We start from the raw sequence: 21199 nt of genomic DNA, 5'->3' as shown, positions 1-21199 counted from the left end.
CACCGGTCTTCGGCCACTCTTCGCAGCCGTACGGACACCCTCGTGGCCGACAACAGACCAGGTCGTCACGGAGAGTAGAAGAACTATGTCCCTGAGTGACGAGACTGGTGTATCGTCCCGATCTGGGGGCCGCGCCATGCCTGGCGCGGCGCGGCGGAGCGATCAGAATCCGAGGGGGGCGACGGGCGATGCACGGCCAATGGACCAGCGATCCGACGCGGCAGGGACGCCGTCGGTGGCCTCCGGACATCCCGGCGCGCCGGCCGGCCCCGGTCCCGCCTCCGGTGACGGCGACGACTTCTGGGGCGATCCGGTGAGCGCCGAGGGCGTGGTCATCGGCCGGCGCACGCTCTCCGGCGGCGGCACGGGGCTGCTCGCCCAGCTCCTCCTCGCCCTGATCTGCGGAGGGTACGCGGCCGGGGCCGCACTCGGCTGGGGCTCGGAGAAACTGGCCCTGTTCATGGGTGATTTCGGGCTGAGCCTCGCCGCCATGATCGCCGCCGTCTCCTGCTTCTTCTACGCACGAGGGCGCGGCGGCCGGTTCCGGCCCGCCTGGCTGCTGTTCTCGTTCTCGTCGGCGATGGCCTCCGGCGGGAACGCGGTCTGGGGCTGGTACGAAGTCGTGCTCGACGAGCCCGTGCCCAGCCCCTCCCTCGCCGATCTCTTCTTCCTCTGCTTCGCGCCGCCCGCCATCGTGGGCCTGCTCGTCCTCGCCAAGCGCCCGGTCAGCAGAGCCGGCTGGGTCTGTCTCGCGCTGGACTCCTGGCTGATCGGCGGCTCGCTCCTCACCCTCTCCTGGAGCCTCGCCCTCGCGCGCACCACCCAGGTCAGCGGCGGCGAGAGCGTCACGCAGGCCGCGCTCTCCCTCGCGTACCCCCTGCTTGACATCGTGCTCGTCAGCATGGTCCTCGCGCTGCACTTCCGCCGGGCCACGGGCAGCCGCTCCGCGGTGAACACCGCGATCGCCGCGCTCGCGCTGACCGTGCTGTGCGACGCCCTGTTCACCTCCCCGCTGCTGCGGGAGACGTATCGCTCGGGGCAGCTCCTGGACGCCGGCTGGTTCGCCGGTTCGCTGCTCCTCGCCTACGCGCCCTGGGGTGTGCGCAGGATCCCGGAGAACGCGCCGCATCCCCGCCAGAGCCGCCACCACCGCCACTCCGGCCACCCGATCGCCGGCTCGCTGGCCGCGATCACCCCGTATCTCGCGGCGGCCGTCTGCACCCTGGGGATCCTGTACAACGTCACCGAGGGCCGCCAGGTCGACCGGGTCGTGGTCCTCACCGGCTGTACGGTCGTGCTCGCCCTGGTCGTACGGCAGGGCATCATGCTCGTCGACAACATCGCGCTCACCCATGAACTGGCCGAGAAGGAGAACCACTTCCGCTCCCTGGTCCAGGGGTCCAGCGATGTGATCATGATCGCCGCGCCCTCCGGGATACTGCGCTATGTCAGCCCCGCCGCCTCGGGGGTGTACGGACGCGAGGCCGAGGATCTGGTCGGTGCCGAACTCGCCTCGATCATCCACCCGGACGACCTGGGCAGGGTCGTCCACGAAGTGCGGCGCTTCCTGGCCGCTCCGCCCTCGGAGGAGCCCACGACCCGGATCGAGTGCCGCTTCAGGTCCGGCACCGGCGACTGGCTCAATGTCGAGTCCACCGTCAACCGCCACGAGGGCGGGCTGATCTTCAACAGCCGGGATGTCACCGAACGGGTGCGTCTCCAGGCCCAGTTGCAGCACAACGCCGAGCACGACCCGCTCACCGACCTGCCCAACCGCGCCCTGTTCACCGAGCGCGTCCGCCAGGCCCTGGCCGGCCGCCGTACGACCGACGCGGGCACCGCCGTGCTCTTCATCGACCTCGACGGCTTCAAGGGCGTCAACGACCGGCTGGGCCACCAGGCCGGCGACGAACTGCTGATCCTCGCCGCCCACCGGCTCCAGGAGTCGGTACGGGCCGGGGACACCGCGGCCCGGCTCGGCGGCGACGAGTTCGCGGCCATCGTCCTCGGCGACGGCGGCCCCGACCGGAGCGCCCGCCAGTACCAGGTCCATGAGATCGCCGACCGGCTCCGCCTCAAGCTCTCCCAGCCGTACCGCATCGACGGCAACGATGTCCGGGTCGCCGCCTCCATCGGGGTCGCCTTCGCGGAACCGGGCATAACCCCCACCGATCTGATGCGCAACGCCGACCTCGCGATGTACCGCGCCAAGGCCTGCGGCAAGGACCGGGTCGAGCTGTACGCGCCCCAGATGCAGGCCGACGTGGTCCGCAGGACGGAGCTGGCCGCGCGGCTGCGCACCGCGCTGCACGACGGCGAGTTCGCCCTGCTCCACCAGCCCGTGGTGCAGCTCGCCACCGGCCGGGTCTCCTTCGTCGCCGCCCAGGCCCGCTGGCGTTCGGCCCAGGGCATCCTCTTCACCCCCGCCGAGTTCCTGCGGGTCGCCGACGACAGCGACCGCACGGCGGAACTCGGCCGCTGGCTGCTCGAAGAGGCCGTCGCCCAGGCCGCCGACCGCACCAGGGCCGGGCTCTCCGTACCGGTGGCCGTCCGGCTCCCGGCCCGCAGGCTGCTCGACAGATCCATGCCGCTCGGCTCCATCGAGACCCTGCTGACCCGCCATCGGCTGCCCTCCGGAGCCCTGCTGATCGAGCTGGCCGACACCGACCCGCGCGCCTCCCTGGACGAGCTGGAGCGCCGCCTCGTGGCGCTGCGCCGGCTCGGCGTACGGATCGCGCTCGACGGGTTCGGCAGCGGCTACGCGGCGATAAGCGCCCTGCGCAGGCTCCCCCTGGACGTGGTGAAACTGGACCGGGGACTGGTGGAGGGCATCGTGGAGTCCGCCCGGCTGCACAAGATCACCGCCGGGCTGCTGCGGATCGCCGGCGACCTGGGCATGCAGTCGGTCGCGGACGGCGTCGACGTCCCCGAACAGGTGCTCGCCCTGCGCGCCATGGGCTGCACCCATGGCCAGGGCACGGCCTTCTCCGCACCGCTCGACGAGTACCGGCTCCGCCGCACCCTGGGAGCGGGCCCGTACAAGCTCCCCAGCGGTGGCGGGCTCTCCGTACTGACCGGGAGCGCCCTGCCCGTACGGCACAGCCGCCAGCAGATCTCCGACCGGATCCCCCGACCCCTCGATCCGCTCAAATAATGAGACTCCCGTCCCACCCACTTGACAGCCGGGGCGCGCCGGAGGGAGGGTCTGAGCCATGCGCACCCGAATCCTCGTACTTGGAAAGCGCGTCGGCTGAAGCAGAGCCCCTCACCCGCTCTGCAGACCGCACCGACGCGCTCCCCTCGCTTGCCTCACGGCACGAGGGGTTTTTTGTTGCACCGGCACACCGCAAACCTCGCGAAAACCCTCACGCGATGACCCTCAGCTTCGAGAAGAGAATGCCGATGACCGAGCAGGCCACCGGGGCCCACCATCCGCAGCCGCGGGCCCGTAACGGCGGATCGACGCCCTCCAACGTTGAGCACGTCACGGGCGCCCAGTCCCTGATCCGTTCTCTTGAGGAAGTGGGCGCCGACACGGTATTCGGCATCCCCGGCGGCGCGATCCTGCCGGCCTACGACCCGATGATGGACTCCACCCGGGTCCGGCACGTCCTCGTCCGTCATGAGCAGGGCGCGGGCCACGCGGCCACCGGCTACGCCCAGGCCACCGGCCGGGTCGGGGTCTGCATGGCCACCTCCGGGCCCGGCGCCACCAATCTCGTCACCCCCATCGCCGACGCGCACATGGACTCCGTGCCGCTGGTCGCGATCACCGGCCAGGTCGCCAGCAAGGCCATCGGCACGGACGCCTTCCAGGAGGCGGACATCTGCGGCATCACCATGCCGATCACCAAGCACAACTTCCTGGTCACCAAGGCCGAGGACATCCCGCGCACCATCGCGGAGGCCTTCCACATCGCCTCGACCGGACGCCCCGGCCCCGTCCTGGTCGACATCGCCAAGGACGCCCTCCAGGCCCGTACGACCTTCTCCTGGCCGCCCACCCAGGACCTGCCCGGCTACCGCCCGGTGACCAAGCCGCACGCCAAGCAGATCCGCGAGGCGGCCAAGCTGATCACCCAGGCCAGGCGGCCCGTGCTCTATGTCGGCGGCGGTGTCATCAAGGCCGGCGCGACCGCCGAGCTGAAGGTCCTCGCCGAGCTGACCGGCGCCCCCGTCACCACCACCCTGATGGCGCTGGGTGCCTTCCCCGACAGCCACCCGCTGCATGTGGGCATGCCCGGTATGCACGGCTCGGTCACCGCCGTCACCGCGCTCCAGAAGGCCGACCTGATCATCGCCCTCGGCGCCCGCTTCGACGACCGTGTCACCGGCCGGCTCGACAGCTTCGCGCCGTACGCCAAGATCGTCCACGCCGATATCGACCCGGCCGAGATCGGCAAGAACCGCGCGGCCGACGTGCCGATCGTCGGTGACGCCCGGGAGGTCCTCGCCGATCTGGTACAGGCCGTCCAGGCCGAGCACACCGCGGGCAACGTCGGCGACTACAGCGCCTGGTGGACGGACCTCAACCGCTGGCGCGAGACCTACCCCCTCGGCTACGACCAGCCCGAGGACGGCAGCCTCTCCCCGCAGCAGGTCATCGAGCGCATCGGCCGGCTCGCCCCGCCGGACACCATCTACGCGGCGGGCGTCGGCCAGCACCAGATGTGGGCCGCGCACTTCATCCAGTACGAGAAGCCCGCCACCTGGCTGAACTCGGGCGGCGCCGGGACCATGGGGTACGCCGTCCCGGCCGCCATGGGCGCCAAGGCCGGGCAGCCGGACCGTACCGTCTGGGCCATCGACGGCGACGGCTGCTTCCAGATGACCAATCAGGAACTGACCACCTGCGCGGTCAACAACATCCCGATCAAGGTCGCGATCATCAACAACGGCGCGCTGGGCATGGTCCGCCAGTGGCAGACCCTCTTCTACAACCAGCGCTACTCGAACACGGTGCTCCACTCGGGCCAGGACACGGACGGCGGCCCCAGCGGCGGCACCCGTGTTCCCGACTTCGTGAAGCTCTCCGAGGCCATGGGCTGTGTCGCGATGCGCTGCGAGTCGCCCGCCGAGCTGGACGCGGTGATCGCCAAGGCGAACGCGATCAACGACCGGCCCGTCGTGGTCGACTTCATCGTCCACGAGGACGCCCAGGTGTGGCCGATGGTCGCCGCGGGGACCTCGAACGACGAGGTCATGGCGGCCCTGGGCGTCCGCCCCGACTTCGGCGACAGCGCCGACGACTGAGCCGCGGCACGCGAGCCACAGCACCCGAGACAACGAGAGCCCGAGAGCCCGAGAGAAGAGACCGACACATGACCAGGCATACGCTCTCCGTTCTGGTGGAGAACACCCCCGGCATCCTCGCCAGGATCGCCGCCCTGTTCTCCCGCCGCGGCTTCAACATCGACTCCCTCGCCGTCGGAGTCACCGAACACCCCGACATCTCCCGCATCACCATCGTGGTCAATGTCGAGGAACTGCCCCTGGAGCAGGTGACGAAGCAGCTCAACAAGCTGGTGAACGTCCTGAAGATCGTCGAACTCGAGCCCGGCGCCGCGATCCAGCGCGAGCTCGTTCTGGTGAAGGTCCGCGCCGACAACGAGACCCGCTCCCAGATCGTCGAGATCGTCCAGCTCTTCCGCGCCAAGACCGTGGACGTCTCACCCGAGGCCGTCACGATCGAGGCCACCGGATCGAGTGAGAAGCTCGACGCCATGCTCAAGATGCTGGAGCAGTTCGGCATCAAGGAGCTGGTGCAGTCCGGGACGATCGCCATAGGGCGTGGCGCGCGGTCCATCACCGACCGCAGCCTGCGCGCGCTCGACCGCAGCGCGTAGGCCGACCGCCCCTCACCGGGGAGCCGGGACCGTATGGCGAGACCGGACACCCGCCCCCGCCCGCCCCGCCGTACGGTGGGACGCAAGCTGCGAATTCACAGAAGTGCACACCAAGGAGAAGACCCAGTGGCCGAGCTGTTCTACGACGACGATGCCGACCTGTCCATCATCCAGAACCGCAAGGTCGCGGTCATCGGTTACGGCAGCCAGGGCCACGCCCACGCGCTGTCGCTCCGTGACTCGGGTGTCGACGTCCGGGTCGGCCTGCACGAGGGCTCGAAGTCCAAGGCCAAGGCCGAGGAGCAGGGTCTGCGCGTGGTGACGCCCGCCGAGGCCGCCGCCGAGGCCGATGTGATCATGATCCTGGTGCCGGACCCGATCCAGGCCGAGGTGTACGAGAAGTCCATCAAGGACAACCTGAACGACGGCGACGCCATCTTCTTCGGCCACGGCCTGAACATCCGCTACGGCTTCATCAAGCCCCCGGCGCATGTCGATGTGGCGATGGTCGCGCCCAAGGGCCCCGGCCACCTGGTCCGCCGCCAGTACGAGGAGGGCCGCGGCGTTCCGTGTATCGCGGCCGTCGAGCAGGACCCCTCCGGCGGCGCCTTCGCGCTGGCCCTCTCGTACGCGAAGGCCATCGGCGGCACCCGCGCAGGCGTTATCAAGACAACCTTCAAGGAGGAGACCGAGACCGATCTCTTCGGTGAGCAGGCCGTGCTCTGCGGAGGTACGGCCGCGCTGGTCAAGGCGGGCTTCGAGACGCTGACCGAGGCCGGCTACCAGCCGGAGATCGCGTACTTCGAGTGCCTCCACGAGCTGAAGCTGATCGTGGACCTGATGTACGAGGGCGGCCTGGAGAAGATGCGCTGGTCGGTCTCCGAGACCGCCGAGTGGGGCGACTACGTCAGCGGCCCGCGGATCATCAACGACCAGACCAAGGCCGAGATGAAGCAGATCCTGGCCGAGATCCAGGACGGCTCGTTCGCCAAGAACTGGATGGACGAGTACCACGGCGGTCTGAAGAAGTACAACGAGTACAAGAAGGCCGACAGCGACAGCCTGCTGGCGACCACCGGCGCCGAGCTGCGCAAGCTGATGAGCTGGGTCGACAACGACGACGCGTGACATTCGCGGGGCGGTCCAGGCCGGGAGTGATCGGCCGGGGCCGCCCCGTACGCACGTATGAGTGATCCTGCTGCTCGGGAGGATCACGTGCCCCGTGACAGCACTACACTGCACAGCACATACGCGTCAGGCCCACAATGTCGTGCGTCTTCCACGCGGCTAGGACCTGTCCGTCATGTCCGACCGGGCACGCCCTAGGACCCCTCCACCGCCTGCGGCCGTCGGGACGGCCGTCCGCAATGGGACTTGTGAGGACTCACGTGAGCTCGAAACCTGTCGTACTCATCGCCGAAGAGCTTTCGCCCGCCACTGTCGACGCGCTCGGTCCGGACTTCGAGATCCGGCACTGCAATGGCGCCGACCGTGCGGAGCTGCTGCCCGCCATCGCCGATGTGGACGCCATTCTGGTCCGTTCCGCGACCAAGGTCGACGCCGAGGCGGTGGCCGCGGCCGCGAAGCTCAAGGTCGTCGCCCGGGCCGGGGTCGGCCTGGACAATGTGGATGTCGCCGCCGCCACCAAGGCCGGCGTGATGGTGGTGAACGCGCCGACGTCCAATATCGTCACCGCCGCCGAGCTGGCCTGCGGTCTGCTGGTCGCCACCGCCCGCAATATCCCGCAGGCGAACTCCGCCCTGAAGAACGGCGAGTGGAAGCGGTCGAAGTACACGGGCGTCGAGCTGAGCGAGAAGACGCTCGGTGTGGTCGGTCTGGGACGGATCGGGGTGCTGGTCGCCCAGCGTATGTCCGCCTTCGGTATGAAGATCGTCGCGTACGACCCTTATGTGCAGCCCGCCCGCGCCGCCCAGATGGGTGTCAAGCTGCTGACGCTCGACGAGCTGCTCGAAGTGTCGGACTTCATCACCGTCCATCTGCCGAAGACCCCCGAGACGCTGGGTCTGATCGGCGACGAGGCGCTGCACAAGGTCAAGCCGACGGTACGGATCGTGAACGCCGCGCGTGGCGGGATCGTGGACGAGGAGGCGCTGGCCTCCGCCCTCAAGGAGGGCCGGGTCGCGGGCGCCGGTCTTGATGTGTACGCGAAGGAGCCCTGCACGGACTCCCCGCTCTTCCAGTTCGACCAGGTCGTCTGCACCCCGCACCTCGGCGCGTCCACCGACGAGGCGCAGGAGAAGGCGGGTATCGCGGTCGCCAGGTCCGTACGGCTCGCGCTCGCCGGTGAACTGGTGCCGGACGCGGTGAATGTGCAGGGAGGCGTGATCGCCGAGGACGTACGGCCGGGGCTGCCGCTCGCCGAGAAGCTGGGCCGTATCTTCACCGCGCTGGCGGGCGAGGTCGCGGTGCGGCTCGATGTCGAGGTGTACGGCGAGATCACCCAGCACGATGTGAAGGTGCTCGAACTCTCCGCGCTGAAGGGCGTGTTCGAGGATGTCGTCGCCGAGACGGTGTCGTATGTGAACGCGCCGCTGTTCGCGCAGGAGCGCGGTGTCGAGGTCCGGCTCACCACGTCGAGCGAGTCGCCGAACCACCGCAATGTGGTCACGGTGCGCGGCACGCTCGCGGACGGCGAGGAGGTCTCGGTCTCCGGCACGCTGGCAGGCCCCAAGCACCTCCAGAAGATCGTCGCGATCGGGGAGTACGACATCGATCTGGCGCTGGCCGACCACATGGTCGTGATGCGGTACGAGGACCGCCCCGGCGTGGTCGGCACGGTCGGCCGGATCCTGGGCGAGGCCGGGCAGAACATCGCGGGGATGCAGGTCTCGCGGGCCGAGGAGGGCGGCGAGGCGCTGGTCGTGCTGACGGTCGACGACACCGTACCGCCGGCTGTGCTCGCGGAGATCGCGCAGGAGATCGGCGCGGCTTCGGCACGCTCGGTGAACCTGGCGGACTGAGCGGGTCTGTCGCGGGGTTGAGCTGAGGGGTTGAAGGGGGAAGGGCCCGGTTTTCGCCGGGCCCTTCGTGTTGTGCGGGTGCCGGGTGCCGGGTGCCGGGTGCTGTGTGCGGGGTAGCGAGTGCCGGGTGCGTGGTGCGGGTGCGGTCAGTGTGTTGGGGTCGGGGCGGGAGCGTTTTCTTGTGTCGCGGTGCTCGGGGTGGCCGTGCCGGGCGTACGGAGCAGGGTCGCGGCCAGTACGGCGGCGGCGATCAGCAGCAGTGCCCCGCCGGCCGAAGCGATCCGCATCCCGTGCACAAAGGCCTCCTGGGCCAGACCGAGCAGCGATTCCCCTGCTTTTCCCGGCAGTTGGGCCGCGACCACCGTGGCCCCGCCCAGCGTTTCCCGGGCGGTCTCCAGCGCGTCGGCCGGCAGTCCGGCGGAGGCGGAGTCCGCGAGGTCCCGCCGGTAGACCGCCGTACCGAGGCTGCCCAGGACCGCCATGCCCAGCGCACCGCCGAACTCCTGGCCCGTCTCCAGCAGTGAGGCCGCCGAACCGGCCTTCTCGGCGGGCGCGGCGGCCAGCGCCATGTCCGAGACCAGCGCCATCACGATGACGATGCCGCAGCCCAGGAGCGCGGCGCCGCTCAGGACGAGCCAGAGCGAATCCGTACCGGCCAGCGCGATCAGCGCGAACCCGGCCGCGCCGATGAGGAATCCGGCCGCTATGACCTGCGCGCGGCCGGCCTTCTCGGCGATCGCGGGGCCGGCCGGTGCGGCGGCGCCGATGACCAGTGAGGGAGCCAGGCTCCACAGCGCGGCCTCCAGGGAGTCCATGCCGAGGACGGACTGGAGGTACTGGGTGGTGTAGTAGGCCGAGCCCATCATGGCGAAGGCGGCCAGGGTGTTGAGAGCGATCCCGGAGCCGAAGACCCCGCCCCGGCCCTTCCCCTGCCTCTTTCCCCGGTCCTTCCCTCGGCCCTTTCCCCGGCCGTGGCCTCCGTGTTCGCCCTCGGCTCCGCTGCGGAACAGCGCGCGGCTGATCATCGCGTCGTCCCGGCCGCGCTGACGCCGTACGAACAGCGCGCCGACCGCGAGCCCCGCCACCACGCACAGCACCCGCACCGCGCTGAGGCCGTCGGCGGCGATCTCCTTCAGCCCGTACACCAGCGGCAGGACGGCCCCCATGGACAGAGGCACGCTCAGCAGGTCGTAACGGCCGGGCGCCGGATCCTTGAACTCCGGTACCAGCAGCGGCACCAGGACCAGCAGCAGCGCCATCGCGGGCACATTGACCAGAAAGACCGAGCCCCACCAGAAGTGCTCCAGCAGGAACCCGCCCAGCACCGAGCCGAGCGCGATCCCGCCGGCCATGGCGCCCGACCAGATGCCGATCGCGCGGCTGCGCTGCGCGTCGTCGCGGAACATATTGCGCACCAGCGCCATCGTCGAGGGCATCAGGGTGGCCCCGCCGATCCCGAGCAGTGCCCGTGCGGCGATGAGCATCTCGGCGCTCTGCGCGTACGCCGCGCCGACGGAGGCGACACCGAAGGCGGTGGCGCCGATGAGCAACAGTCTCCGGCGTCCGATGCGGTCGCCGAGCGAACCCATGGTGATCAGCAGCCCGGCCAGGGCGAAGGCATAGATGTCGAAGATCCACAACTGCTGGGTGCTGCTCGGATCCAGCTCCCTGCTGATGGCCGGGATCGCGAAGTAGAGGACGGAGACATCCATCGAGACGAGGAGGAGCGGCAGGAGGAGGACGACAAAGGCGGTCCATTCCCGGCGGCCGGCGCGTGGTGCGGCGGCGGGGACGGGGTCGGGAACGGGGGCGGAGCCGGGCGTGGGATGCGTCATGGGCAGGACTGTACGGACGTCATAAACGCCTGTCTAGTACGACTGTTTAGGACCGCTGTCCAAAACGTCCGTGTGGGACAGTTGTCTATGACGGTCGTATGCACACACGCTAGGCTGCGGCGCATGGGACACCGTGAGGATCTGCTCGAAGGCGCCAAGCGCTGCCTGCTGGAGAAGGGGTACGCCAGGACCACGGCACGGGACATCGTGGCCGCGTCCGGCACCAATCTGGCCTCCATCGGCTACCACTACGGCTCGAAGGAGGCCCTGCTCAACCAGGCCTTTCTCGCGGTGACGGAGGACTGGGGCGACTTGATCGACCAGGAACGGGCGGGGCAGTCCCTGCCCGAGGAACCGCGGGAGCGCTTCCGTGAGGTGTGGGAGCGGGTGATCGGCACCTTCGAGGCGAGCAGACCGCTGTGGAAGCTCCAGTTCGAGATCATTTCCCGTATCGACCAGGAACCCGAGCTGAAGGCGGCCCTGGCCGGCGCGCAGAGCGAGGGCCGTAACGGGCTCGCGGAGGCTTTCCAGGGGCAGGGCGTCAAGGACGACCCGGAGAAGACCCGGGTGGTGGGCATCGTCTACCACGCGATGCTGGCGGGCGTCATGGCCCAGTGGCTGATCGACCCGGAAACGGCGCCCAGCGCGCAGGACTTGACGGACGGTCTGCGGGCGATCATGGGAGACGGCTGACAACGGCCGGCCGCCGGGCGACGGCTGTTCCCCGGCGGCCGTACGGGACGAGGTGACCGACGGGCCTCAGCGGTCCGTGGCGCTCAGGTGGTACGTCGTGTCGACCCAGAAGCCTTCCACGGTGCTCGCCTTGATCTCCAGGACGTACTGGCCCGGGGCCAGGGGTGCGATGCCCGCCCAGATACCCCACCCGTCGCGAGGGGTCAGCGCCGCCCAGAACGGCTTCGCGGTGAATTCCCGCAGGGGGAGCGGGGCGCCGTTGAGATACGCCTCGGCCCGCGCGACCGCCAGGGTCAGCGGCTTCCGCGAAGTCTGCCGGAGATACTGGACGTTGAGAACGGGGAAGAAGACCGGCCGGTCGGTGGGCACCTCGCACCGGCGCACCACCCGGCCGCCGTAGGTCCCGGCGAGGAACCAGAGATCTTTCGGCTGCTTCCAGCCGGCGTGCTCGCCGGTCCGGTCCAGGACCGGGCTGCGCCTCCTAGGGGCCGACAGCGCCCACTTCCACCAGCGGGCCGACAGTGCCCCGCCCTCCTCGTCGGTCAGTGACCATGATCTGTCCCCCGCCGTCGCGTCGTCCATATATGCCCCCTCCCTGAACGGCCCTCCGGCCGCGCTCACTTGAACGAACCGACCTTACGAGGGCGTCAGAGGCGGGCGGCCTTGAGGGCCATGTGGAGGAGAAGGCGGTCTTCGCCGGAGTCGAGGTCGAGGCCCGTGAGTTGTTCGATGCGGGAGAGCCGGTAGTAGAGGGTCTGGCGGTGGATGCCGAGAGCGGCGGCCGTGCGGCCGGCCTGGCCCGCGTGGTCCAGGAACTCCTCGGCCGTGTGGGCGAGTTCGGTGTGGGACGGGGTGAGGAGCGGGCTCACGGCGGGGTCGGGGGCGGCGGGGAGGGCGGTGAGCAGGCGGTACGGGCCGATCGAGGCCCATTCGGCGACCGGCCCGAACCGGGGCTGGGCGCGGGCCGCCCGGGCCGCCGCGACCGCCTCCCGCCAGGCGTCGGCCAGTCCGCCCAGCCCCTGGCGTGGTACGGCCGCGCCTGCGGCGACCCCCGGCCCGGCGCCCTCGCAGAGCCGCGCGACGGCGGCGAGCACGGCGGCGAGCGCGTCGCCCGACCGAAGCCGCACCAGCAGCGCGACGGCTTCCGGGCCGCCCTCGGCCCACTCGGGGCCCGTGCCGAACGACACGCTGCGGCCGGCTGAAGCGACGGTCTCGGGGCCGACGGGCTCCCGGCCGGCCGGCCCGTCCGCCGCCGCCCGCCCCGTCGGCCTGTCTGCGGGGCCCGGCCCTGCCGCCCGGCCGGTTGGCCCATCCGTAGGCGCAGGCGCAGGCGCAGGCGCTGGTGCACCGGGCGCCGAGTGGGTCCGTGCGTCCGCGGCGGTCCGCCGGGCTCCGGCACCGCTCGCCGCCGGGTGCGGTGTTTCGTCGTACTCCGAGTCCGGGGGCGGCGCGTCGGGGTGTTCGGGCGCGGATGTGTGGTCCGAGGGCGCGGCAGCATGGAGCCGGTGCGTACGGCCGGTTCCGCCGCTCGCCCCGGCGGTCGCGGGCCCGTACGTACGACCGGACTCATCGCCCGGCCCGCTGCGTCCCCCGCCCCACCCCCCGTACGCCACCCCGCACACCGCCGCCGTGCCCGGGATCGCTCGTAGCCCCGGGGTCTCGTCCCGCCACGGCGCCACGCACAGCAGTACATGCAGGCCTTCCGCGCTCGGGCCCAGGGCGGTGCGCAGACCGGTCAGGGCCATGTCGCGCTGCCAGCCGCGCTCCGACGTCAGCGCCGCGCGGAGTTCGCGGCTCAGGTCCGCGCCCGCCTTCGCCTCCTCCGCCAGCAGGTCGCCTATCCGGGCCGTCACCTCCATGGCCGCCGCCAGCCGGGCATCGCTGGGCCCCGGATCGGAGTCGTCGAGGAGCCAGACGTACCCGAGGACCCCGCCCCGGTGCCGTACGGGCAGACAGATCCGGCCACGGTAGACACCCGCGTCCGGAGCCGCCGGGATACGGACCGGACCCCGCGCCCGGGTGATGCCGAAGCCCTCGAACCACGCGCGCACCGCCGGTGTCGACTTCCGGGTCAGGATCGAACGCGTCCTGACCGGGTCCATCGCCGTGTCGTCGTCACTGTCGTGCGCGCCGAAGGCGATCAGCCCGAAATCCCGGTTCTCCAGCGTCGTGGGCACGCCGAGCAGCGCCGTGATTTCGTCGACCAGTTCCTGGTAATCGCCCTTCATCCGGCCATTCTCGCACCGCCTTCAGACAGATGTCTGAGATCCCGGCCACGGATGCGTGACACCTGTCGATGGCAGACGATCGGGACGATCCGTAAGTTTCACAGTGGCTCTCCGTGACCCGCCGTACCGCGCCGGCCCCCGACAGCCCACCGTCTCCACCCTCGATCTCACCGTGCCACCGTGGAGGTGCCCCGTGCTGGGTCCTGTGATCCTTGCCGCGTCGCGCAGCGACAGAATGCGCCGTGTCGTCTCGGCGGCCCCGGTCACCAAGCCCGTGGTGAACCGTTTCATCGCAGGTGAGTCCATTGAGGAGACCAGCCCCGTCGTCGAAGCGATGGCCGCCCGCGGCCTGGAGGTCACCCTCGATGTCCTCGGCGAGGACATCACCGACCCGGCCGCGGCCCTGCTCGCCCGCGACGCCTACCTCCGTCTGATCGAGGCACTCACCCCCCTCGAACTGGGCCCCCGCGCCGAGATGTCCGTCAAGCTCTCGTCGTTCGGCCAGGCGCTCCCCGGCGGGCACGACCTCGCGCTGAAGAACATCACCGCCGTCGTCGAGGCCGCCGCCGAGATCGGCACCACGGTCACCCTCGACATGGAGGACCACACCACCGTCGACTCGACGCTCGCCATCCACGCCGAGCTGCGCGAGCGCTTCCCCGAGACCGGCGCGGTCGTCCAGTCGTATCTCTTCCGCACCGAGGACGACTGCCGCGCGCTGGCCGCCGCCGGTTCGCGCGTACGCCTGGTCAAGGGCGCCTACAAGGAGCCCGCGTCCGTCGCGTACCAGGACAAGGCCGAGGTCGACAGGGCGTACGTCCGGTGCCTGGGGATCCTGATGAGCGGCTCCGGCTACCCGATGGCCGGCACCCACGACCCGCGCCTCATCGCGATCACCCAGGAACTCGCGCACCGCGCCGGACGTAAGCTCGACGAGTACGAGTTCCAGATGCTGTACGGCATCCGCGAGGCCGAGCAGAACCGGCTGGCGGCCGAGGGACACCGGATGCGGGTCTACATCGCGTACGGCACCGACTGGTACGGATATTTCATGCGCCGCCTCGCCGAGCGCCCCGCCAACCTCGCGTTCTTCCTGCGCTCGCTGGTCAGCCGCGGCTGAACCTCGGTGAGGGCCCGTCGCCGCCCCGCCCGCCCCCCGACTGACCCACTGATGAAGGAGATTCGGCAACCATGGACGCTGTGACCCGTGTTCCCGCGCCGGTCAACGAGCCGGTGCACAGCTACGCGCCCGGCTCGCCCGAGCGCGCCCGTCTCGAAGTCAAGCTCAAGGAGCTGGCCGAGAACCCCGTCGACCTGCCGATGACCATCGGCGGCGAGAAGCGGATGGGCGGCGGCGAGCGCGTCGATGTCGTACAGCCGCACAACCACCACGCCGTGCTCGGTACGTTCGCCGGCGCCACCCAGCAGGACGCCCAGGACGCGATCGACGCCGCGCTCGCCGCCGCCCCCGGCTGGCGCGCGATGGCCTTCGACGACCGCGCCGCGATCATCCTGCGCGCCGCCGAACTGCTGGCCGGCCCCTGGCGCGAGACGCTCGCCGCCGCCACCATGCTCGGCCAGTCCAAGACCGCCCAGCAGGCCGAGATCGACACGCCCTGCGAGCTGATCGACTTCTGGCGGTTCAATGTCGCGTACGCCCGTGACCTGCTCGCCGAGCAGCCGGTGGCCAACTCGCCGGGCGTCTGGAACCGGCTCGACCACCGCCCGCTCGAAGGGTTCGTGTACGCGATCACGCCCTTCAACTTCACGGCGATCGCGGGCAATCTGCCCACCGCGCCCGCGCTGATGGGCAATGTCGTGGTCTGGAAGCCGTCCCCGACGCAGACGCTGGCAGCCGTGCTGCTGATGGAGCTGCTGGAGGAGGCCGGGCTGCCCAAGGGCGTCATCAATCTGGTGACGGGCGACGGGATCGCGGTCTCCGAGGTGGCCCTGGCCCACCCGGACCTGGCCGGTATCCACTTCACCGGTTCGACCAGGACCTTCCAGCACCTGTGGAAGACGGTCGGCAACAACATCGAGAAGTACCGCTCGTACCCGCGGATCGTCGGCGAGACCGGCGGCAAGGACTTCGTGGTCGCCCACCCGAGCGCCGACCGTGCCGTGCTCAAGACGGCGCTGACCAGGGGATCCTTCGAGTACCAGGGCCAGAAGTGCTCGGCGTCCTCGCGTGCGTACATCCCGGCGTCGATCTGGAACGACGGCTTCAAGGAGGAGTTCGCCGCCGAGACCGACGGGATCGCCATGGGCGATGTCACCGATCTGGGCAACTTCATCGGCGCCGTCATCGACGAGCGCGCCTTCGCCAAGAGCAAGGCGGCGATCGACCGCGCGGCGGCGGACCCGACGTGCACGATCGTCGCGGGCGGTACGTACGACGACTCGGTCGGCTATTTCGTACGGCCGACGGTCATCGAGTGCGGCGACCCGGAGAACGAGGTCTTCACGACCGAGTACTTCGGCCCGATCCTCGCGGTGCATGTGTACGAGGACGCGGAGTACGAGTCGGTCCTCGCGCAGATGGAGTCGGTGAGCGCGTACGCCCTGACCGGCTCGGTCATCGCGAACGACCGGGCGGCGGCTGCCGACGCGATGGAGAAGCTGCGGTACGCGGCCGGGAACTTCTACATCAACGACAAGTCGACCGGCGCGGTGGTCGGGCAGCAGCCGTTCGGCGGCGGGCGCGCTTCCGGTACGAATGACAAGGCGGGGGCGCCGCAGAACCTGATGCGGTGGACGCTGACGCGCTCGATCAAGGAGACGCTGGTGCCGCCGACGGACTACCGCTACCCGCACATGGGCTGAGACTTGGCCTGGGCTGACCTGGGCTGGCCTGGGCTGGCCTGGGCCGGGCTGGCCTGGGCCGGGCTGGGCCGAGGCGCTGGCCCTCGGCTGAGGCGTTGGCCCCGGGGTTGAGGCGTCGGCCCCGGGCGGGTTCGGCCTCGGCCGTGTTCCGGCCTGGTCGGCCGCCCGCCCCACAGACCCGCCCCCGTACCGGCTCCCCCTTCCGGTACGGGGGCGACCCACGTCCGCGGCGCGGCCCTGGAAGGCCGCGCCGCGCCCTGGGAGAGTGGCGCGCATGACGGAACCGGAGTCCTTGCGCACCGCCCACACCTTCGAGCTGCTCCCGGCGGACCTCGCCGGGATACGCGCCCTGATGGACACGGCCTTCGAGAGCGGTTTCACGGACGAGGACTGGGACCACGGACTCGGCGGCGTCCACGCGTTCGTACGCGCGCCGGACGGCGCGTTCCTCGCGCACGGCAGCGTGATCCAGCGGCGGGTGCTGTACGAGGGCCGCTCGTACCGCGTCGGGTACGTCGAGTCCGTGGCGGTACGGCCCGACCGCCACCGGCAGGGTCTCGGCGGCCGGGTCATGGCGGCGCTGGAGCGCGTGATCGACGGCGCGTACGACCTGGGAGCGCTCTCGGCCTCCGACGCCGGCGAGCGGTTGTACCGCGCGAGGCGCTGGCACCAGTGGCAGGGCACGATCGAGGCCCTGACCCCCGACGGTGTGGTCCGCCTCCCGGAGGAGGAGGGCTCCGCGTATCTGCGGTCGGCGGCGGGCCGCCCGCTTCCCGGGCCTTCGGGCGCGCTGATCTTCGACTGGCGCGAGGGGGACGTGCTGTAGCGCGCGCGTTGGAGCTGACGCGCAACGCGACGCGGGCTGGACATGCGGTGGTCGGCGCAGGGGCCGACATGCGGCGGACATGCGGTGGTCAGCTCAGGTCGGACATGTCGAGTACGAAGCGGTAGCGGACGTCGTTGCGTCCGAGCCGGTCGAGGGCCTCGTTCACTCGCGCCGAGGGGAGCAGTTCGATATCGGCGGTGATGCCGTGCTCGGCGCAGAAGTCCAGCATGGCGGCGGTCGCCGGCCTGCCGCCGCTGCCCGCCGAGCTGAGCTTCTTGCGCCCCAGGAGCAGGTCCATGGTCTCCACGGTGACGGGCCCGAGGTGCCCGAGGTGGCTGAGCGTGCCGTCCATGGCGACCAGGCGCAGGTACGGGCCGAGGTCGTGCGGGGCCGAGATGGTGTCGATGACCACGTCGAACCGGTCACGGGCGCCGGCCATCTGTTCCGGGTCCGTGGAGACGACGAGGCCGTGGGCGCCGAGACGGCGGGCGTCGTCGGCCTTGTCGGGCGAGCGGCTGATGACCGACACGTCGGCGCCGAGCGCCACGGCGATCTTGACCGCGAGATGACCCAGGCCGCCCAGCCCCGCCACGGCGACGCGGCTGTGGGGACCCACGCCCAGGGTGTGCAGGGGTTCCCAGACGGTGATCCCGGCGCAGAGCAGCGGAGCGGCGGCGGCCGGGTCCAGACCTGCGGGAAGCGGGTACGCGAACCGGTCGCGGACCACGTACTCACGGGAGTAGCCACCCAAGGTGGTCGATCCGTCGTGCCGGTCGACGCCGCTGTAGGTCAGGGTCGGGAAGGCGTGGCAGAAGTTCTCCTGGCCTGCCACGCACATGGCGCACTCGCCGCATGAATCGACGATGTTGCCGACCGCCACGGCGTCGCCGACGGAGAAGCCGGTGACCGCGGGCCCGGTCCCGGTCACCACGCCCGTGAACTCGTGCCCCGGTACCAGCCGGCGGCTTTCTCCGCCGTCCTGACTGTCCTGACCGTCGTGACCGTTGCCGCCGGCGTGACTGCGTACGGCGTGCAGATCGGTGTGGCAGACGCCGCAGTAGTCCACCCGTATCGCGAGGTCGTCGGGGCGCAGGTCACGCCGCTTCAGGGGCGTCCGTCGCAGCGTCGCCGTCGCGCCGTCCGCCTGCCAGCCGGTTGTTGTTCGCACAGCACATCTCCTCAAACAGACTGTTCGGTCTGTCTCAAGGTAGCCGTATCCGCCCCGCTGGGCAAACCAACTGTTCTGTTTGGTGGTGGGGCGGCGTGTTGATAGCGTGACGGCATGGCTGACCAGCCCCTGAACCCGCGTGGAGCGGCGACGTACCGGCGCATCCTCGATGTGGCGACCCAGGAGTTCGCCGAGCACGGCATCGCCGGAGCGCGCGTCGAGCGGATCGTGGCCGCCGCACGCACCAACAAGGCGCAGCTCTACGCCTACTTCGGAAACAAGGAAGGGCTCTTCGACGCCATCTTCTTCGGCTCGCTGGAGCGGATCGTGAACGTCGTCCCGATCGACGCCAACGACCTCGCGGACTGGGCCGTACGCCTCTACGACGAGTACCTCCGCCGTCCCGACCTCATCCGGCTGGCCACCTGGGTACGCCTGGAGCGACGCCCGGCCGGGCACCTGGTGGACAGCCGCGACCGCCTCGACGACCGCAAGCTGCGCGCCATCGCCGAGGCTCAGGCCGCCGGCCTGGTGCGGCAGGGCGACCCGTTCGACGTGATGACCATGGTCATCGCCATGTCCATGGCCTGGTCCCCGGTCAGCAACGTCTACGCGGCGACGGCCGAGGAACCTCCCGAGGTGCACGACCAGCGGCGAGCTCTGCTCCGTGAGAGCGTCCGCCGCGCTGTGGCGGCCGGCTGAAGCTCAGTCTCAGTCTCGGCGTGGGCCTCGGCCTGGGCTCAAGCCAGCCCGGCGCGGAAGAAGCCGGCCAGCTTCTCGACCGCAGGCGTGACGTACTCGTCCTTGTCGTACAGGCCGACGTGGGTGGCGCCGTCGATCCAGTGCAGCTCCTTCGGGCCGTGTGCCTTCCGGAACGCCTCCACGCTCATCCACGAGGTCACCGCCGCGCGCCCGACGATCATGAGCAGCGGGCGCGGCGCCATCAGGCCGACGGAGGAGAAGGCGTCGAAGGCGGCGACGCGGTCGACGCTGGTCCAGGTGAACGACTCGGCCGACCGTGGATGCCCGGCGCGAGGCGTGCGGTAGTACTCCCAGCCCTCGAAGACATGCGGGCCGCCTTGGCGTGCCTCCTCCTCGGTGCCGGGGAAGAGCGGGAAGGTCCCGACTCCCTCTCCGAGGGCCTCGGCGGTCCGTGCGGCCGCGGCCGCGTCGAGCATGCCCCGGAAGACGGCCGGGTCCTGCGCGCCGTCGGCGCCGTAACGGAACTGGCGGGCGATGTCCACGGCGGAGACGGTGCCGACGGCCTTGATCCGGTGGTCGGACGCGGTCGCGGTCAGGGCGTAGCCGCCGGAGGCGCAGATGCCCAGTGCCCCGATACGGCCGGGGTCGACATCGTCGCGGGTGGTGAGGAACGAGACCGCCGCCTTGATGTCCTCGACCCGCTGGGCGGGGTCCTCCAGGCCGCGCGGTTCGCCCTCGCTCTCGCCCTGGTGGGCGGCGTCGAACGCGAGGGCGACGAAGCCCTGGCCGGCCAGGTGCCGTGCGTACAGGCCGGAGGCCTGCTCCTTCACGCCGCTGCCGGGGTGGCCGACGACGACGGCCGGGTACGGGCCGACAGCCCCGTCGTCCGGGGTGTCCGGGGTGTACAGATGGCTGGCGAGCTTCAGGCCGGCACTGGGAAAGGTGACGCTGGTCCTCATAGTGGTGCTCCGGTCGCGGAGGGACGGGCTCGCGGTGTGCGGGCTCCGGTGGCCGCCTGCCGGTGGCCACGCGTCCACGCTGGCGTCGGCGTACCGCGGACACCAGGGAGGGTGCTGCCTATGCACGCCAGTACCAGGCGCGCGGCTGTCCGCCTGCGGACACTGGACTCATGGAACTCCAGGCCAACGCTTCCGGCTCCGGCGGCAATGAGCTGGGCCACTTCCTGCGCGCCCGCCGCGCCGCCCTCGATCCGCGGCGGCTGGGCCTTCCCGACGACGGCCGGCCGCGCCGGGTGCCGGGCCTGCGCCGTGAGGAGCTGGCCCAGCTCGCGCACGTGAGCATCGACTACATCGTCCGTCTGGAGCAGGGGCGCACCCGCCGGGTCTCCCGGCCGGTCCTGGACGCGCTTGCCGACGCGCTGCAACTCGCGCCGGACGAGCGTGCGTACCTCTTGACCGTCGCCGACGTCACCACCGCCGCTCCCGCGCCGCGACCGGGCAGGCAGCAGGTCGACCGGCAACTCCAGCAGTTGCTCTCGACCATGCACGACGTCCCCGCCATGATCCTCAACCGGCGCATGGACGTCCTGGCCTGGAACCGGGGCGCGGTCGCCCTGCTCACCGACTTCGGCGCGCTTGCCCCCGCCGAACGCAATCTGATCCGGCTGACCTTCCTCGACGACGCCTACCGCTCGCTGTACGCGGACTGGCCGAGGGCCGCGCGCGAGTGCGTGGCGGTTCTGCGCATGGAAGCCGGCCGCTGTCCCAAGGACCAGGCGCTGGCCGCGCTGATCGGCGAGTTGTCCCTGCGCGATCCGGACTTCCGCACCTGGTGGGCCAGCCACCGGGTCCGCGGGCCGCGCCAGCTCACCAAGACCTACCTCCACCCCGTCGCGGGCAGCATCACCTTGGACGTCCAGCAGTTCTCCGTGGACACCCAACCCGACCAGCAACTGATCGCCTACACGGCCCCACCCGGCTCCCCGTCCCAGCAAGCACTGCGTTTCCTCCTCCAGTGGGCGTCACGCCCGGGCCAGACGCACGACGAACGGACCGCGGAACGCGGCTCACTCGGCTCGGAATGAGCCGAACGTCCCGCGTCATCCAGCGAATGACGCGCCGGTGGTCCGCCCCGGGA

Annotated in this window: 16 protein-coding genes; 11 read left to right on the top strand and 5 right to left on the bottom strand. The window is 70.8% G+C overall.

The annotated features are described in order from the left end of the window. Positions 1-313 precede the first annotated feature (313 nt). From KQY30_RS09705 to serA, 5 genes are all read left to right on the top strand, one after another. Positions 314-3154, top strand: a complete 2841-nt coding sequence (locus KQY30_RS09705) for a bifunctional diguanylate cyclase/phosphodiesterase (protein WP_217310939.1) — start codon at positions 314-316, stop codon at positions 3152-3154. Between the two features lie 248 nt (positions 3155-3402). Continuing rightward, complete coding sequence (locus tag KQY30_RS09700; RefSeq protein ID WP_217310938.1) at positions 3403-5253, top strand: acetolactate synthase large subunit; 1851 nt, start codon at positions 3403-3405, stop codon at positions 5251-5253. Between the two features lie 68 nt (positions 5254-5321). After that, positions 5322-5846, top strand: coding sequence for an acetolactate synthase small subunit (ilvN, locus tag KQY30_RS09695; protein WP_046509493.1), 525 nt, complete (start codon positions 5322-5324; stop codon positions 5844-5846). A gap of 33 nt (positions 5847-5879) precedes the next feature. Next, positions 5880-6974: a ketol-acid reductoisomerase gene (ilvC, locus tag KQY30_RS09690; protein ID WP_302185305.1), complete on the top strand. Its 1095-nt coding sequence runs from the start codon at positions 5880-5882 to the stop codon at positions 6972-6974. Positions 6975-7234: 260 nt separating this feature from the next. Then, positions 7235-8827, top strand: a complete 1593-nt coding sequence (serA, locus tag KQY30_RS09685) for a phosphoglycerate dehydrogenase (protein ID WP_217306476.1) — start codon at positions 7235-7237, stop codon at positions 8825-8827. 146 nt (positions 8828-8973) lie between these two features. On the opposite strand, the gene KQY30_RS09680 is transcribed toward serA, so the two are convergent. Continuing rightward, the gene (locus tag KQY30_RS09680) at positions 8974-10662 is read right to left on the bottom strand and encodes an MFS transporter (protein WP_217306475.1); all 1689 of its coding nucleotides are present in this window, start codon (positions 10660-10662) and stop codon (positions 8974-8976) included. A gap of 123 nt (positions 10663-10785) precedes the next feature. On the opposite strand from KQY30_RS09680, the gene KQY30_RS09675 reads away from it, so the two are divergent. Continuing rightward, entirely contained in the window at positions 10786-11355 is a 570-nt protein-coding gene (locus KQY30_RS09675; protein WP_217306474.1) for a TetR/AcrR family transcriptional regulator, read from the top strand. A 66-nt stretch (positions 11356-11421) separates the two neighbouring features. Here KQY30_RS09675 and KQY30_RS36295 read toward each other — a convergent pair whose 3' ends face one another. Further along, positions 11422-11937, bottom strand: coding sequence for a hypothetical protein (locus KQY30_RS36295; protein ID WP_254407038.1), 516 nt, complete (start codon positions 11935-11937; stop codon positions 11422-11424). Positions 11938-12002: 65 nt separating this feature from the next. Continuing rightward, positions 12003-13583 (bottom strand): helix-turn-helix domain-containing protein, encoded by a 1581-nt coding sequence (locus tag KQY30_RS09665; protein WP_217306473.1) that lies wholly within the window; start codon positions 13581-13583, stop codon positions 12003-12005. 193 nt (positions 13584-13776) lie between these two features. Between KQY30_RS09665 and KQY30_RS09660 the strand changes: the two genes are divergently transcribed. The 3 genes from KQY30_RS09660 to KQY30_RS09650 all read left to right on the top strand — a co-directional run bounded on the left by KQY30_RS09660 (position 13777) and on the right by KQY30_RS09650 (position 17232). Continuing rightward, the gene (locus KQY30_RS09660) at positions 13777-14703 is read left to right on the top strand and encodes a proline dehydrogenase family protein (RefSeq protein WP_217306472.1); all 927 of its coding nucleotides are present in this window, start codon (positions 13777-13779) and stop codon (positions 14701-14703) included. 71 nt (positions 14704-14774) lie between these two features. Continuing rightward, the gene (gene pruA / locus KQY30_RS09655; RefSeq protein ID WP_046508762.1) at positions 14775-16406 is read left to right on the top strand and encodes an L-glutamate gamma-semialdehyde dehydrogenase; all 1632 of its coding nucleotides are present in this window, start codon (positions 14775-14777) and stop codon (positions 16404-16406) included. A gap of 274 nt (positions 16407-16680) precedes the next feature. Then, on the top strand, positions 16681-17232 hold the full coding sequence (locus KQY30_RS09650) for a GNAT family N-acetyltransferase (RefSeq protein WP_217306471.1): 552 nt from the start codon (positions 16681-16683) through the stop codon (positions 17230-17232). A gap of 88 nt (positions 17233-17320) precedes the next feature. Here KQY30_RS09650 and KQY30_RS09645 read toward each other — a convergent pair whose 3' ends face one another. Further along, positions 17321-18400, bottom strand: a complete 1080-nt coding sequence (locus tag KQY30_RS09645) for an NAD(P)-dependent alcohol dehydrogenase (protein ID WP_217306470.1) — start codon at positions 18398-18400, stop codon at positions 17321-17323. A gap of 114 nt (positions 18401-18514) precedes the next feature. Here KQY30_RS09645 and KQY30_RS09640 point away from each other — a divergent pair, with 114 nt between their 5' ends. Beyond that, a complete protein-coding gene (locus KQY30_RS09640) occupies positions 18515-19102 on the top strand; it encodes a TetR family transcriptional regulator (protein WP_217306469.1) in 588 nt (195 codons plus the stop codon). 38 nt (positions 19103-19140) lie between these two features. Here KQY30_RS09640 and KQY30_RS09635 read toward each other — a convergent pair whose 3' ends face one another. Next, a complete protein-coding gene (locus KQY30_RS09635; RefSeq protein WP_217306468.1) occupies positions 19141-20061 on the bottom strand; it encodes an alpha/beta hydrolase in 921 nt (306 codons plus the stop codon). A gap of 170 nt (positions 20062-20231) precedes the next feature. Here KQY30_RS09635 and KQY30_RS09630 point away from each other — a divergent pair, with 170 nt between their 5' ends. Continuing rightward, on the top strand, positions 20232-21146 hold the full coding sequence (locus tag KQY30_RS09630) for a helix-turn-helix transcriptional regulator (protein WP_217306467.1): 915 nt from the start codon (positions 20232-20234) through the stop codon (positions 21144-21146). The last annotated feature ends 53 nt before the right edge of the window (positions 21147-21199 follow it).

Source organism: Streptomyces sp. GMY02 (genome assembly GCF_019056675.1).
Classification (GTDB): Bacteria; Actinomycetota; Actinomycetes; order Streptomycetales; family Streptomycetaceae; genus Streptomyces; species Streptomyces odonnellii.
The sequence above is the reverse complement of the archived record's forward strand: the minus strand, read 5'-3'. Positions and strand labels throughout refer to the sequence as shown.

Coding starts and splice junctions, on each gene's coding strand:
- KQY30_RS09635 (WP_217306468.1), bottom strand. CDS start 20,061: ATGAGGACCAGCGTCACCTTTCCCAGTGCCGGCCTGAAGCTCGCCAGC.
- KQY30_RS09640 (WP_217306469.1), top strand. CDS start 18,515: ATGGCTGACCAGCCCCTGAACCCGCGTGGAGCGGCGACGTACCGGCGC.
- ilvN (WP_046509493.1), top strand. CDS start 5,322: ATGACCAGGCATACGCTCTCCGTTCTGGTGGAGAACACCCCCGGCATC.
- KQY30_RS09630 (WP_217306467.1), top strand. CDS start 20,232: ATGGAACTCCAGGCCAACGCTTCCGGCTCCGGCGGCAATGAGCTGGGC.
- KQY30_RS09665 (WP_217306473.1), bottom strand. CDS start 13,583: ATGAAGGGCGATTACCAGGAACTGGTCGACGAAATCACGGCGCTGCTC.
- KQY30_RS09675 (WP_217306474.1), top strand. CDS start 10,786: ATGGGACACCGTGAGGATCTGCTCGAAGGCGCCAAGCGCTGCCTGCTG.
- KQY30_RS09650 (WP_217306471.1), top strand. CDS start 16,681: ATGACGGAACCGGAGTCCTTGCGCACCGCCCACACCTTCGAGCTGCTC.
- KQY30_RS36295 (WP_254407038.1), bottom strand. CDS start 11,937: ATGGACGACGCGACGGCGGGGGACAGATCATGGTCACTGACCGACGAG.
- ilvC (WP_302185305.1), top strand. CDS start 5,880: ATGGCGAGACCGGACACCCGCCCCCGCCCGCCCCGCCGTACGGTGGGA.
- pruA (WP_046508762.1), top strand. CDS start 14,775: ATGGACGCTGTGACCCGTGTTCCCGCGCCGGTCAACGAGCCGGTGCAC.
- KQY30_RS09700 (WP_217310938.1), top strand. CDS start 3,403: ATGACCGAGCAGGCCACCGGGGCCCACCATCCGCAGCCGCGGGCCCGT.
- KQY30_RS09680 (WP_217306475.1), bottom strand. CDS start 10,662: ATGACGCATCCCACGCCCGGCTCCGCCCCCGTTCCCGACCCCGTCCCC.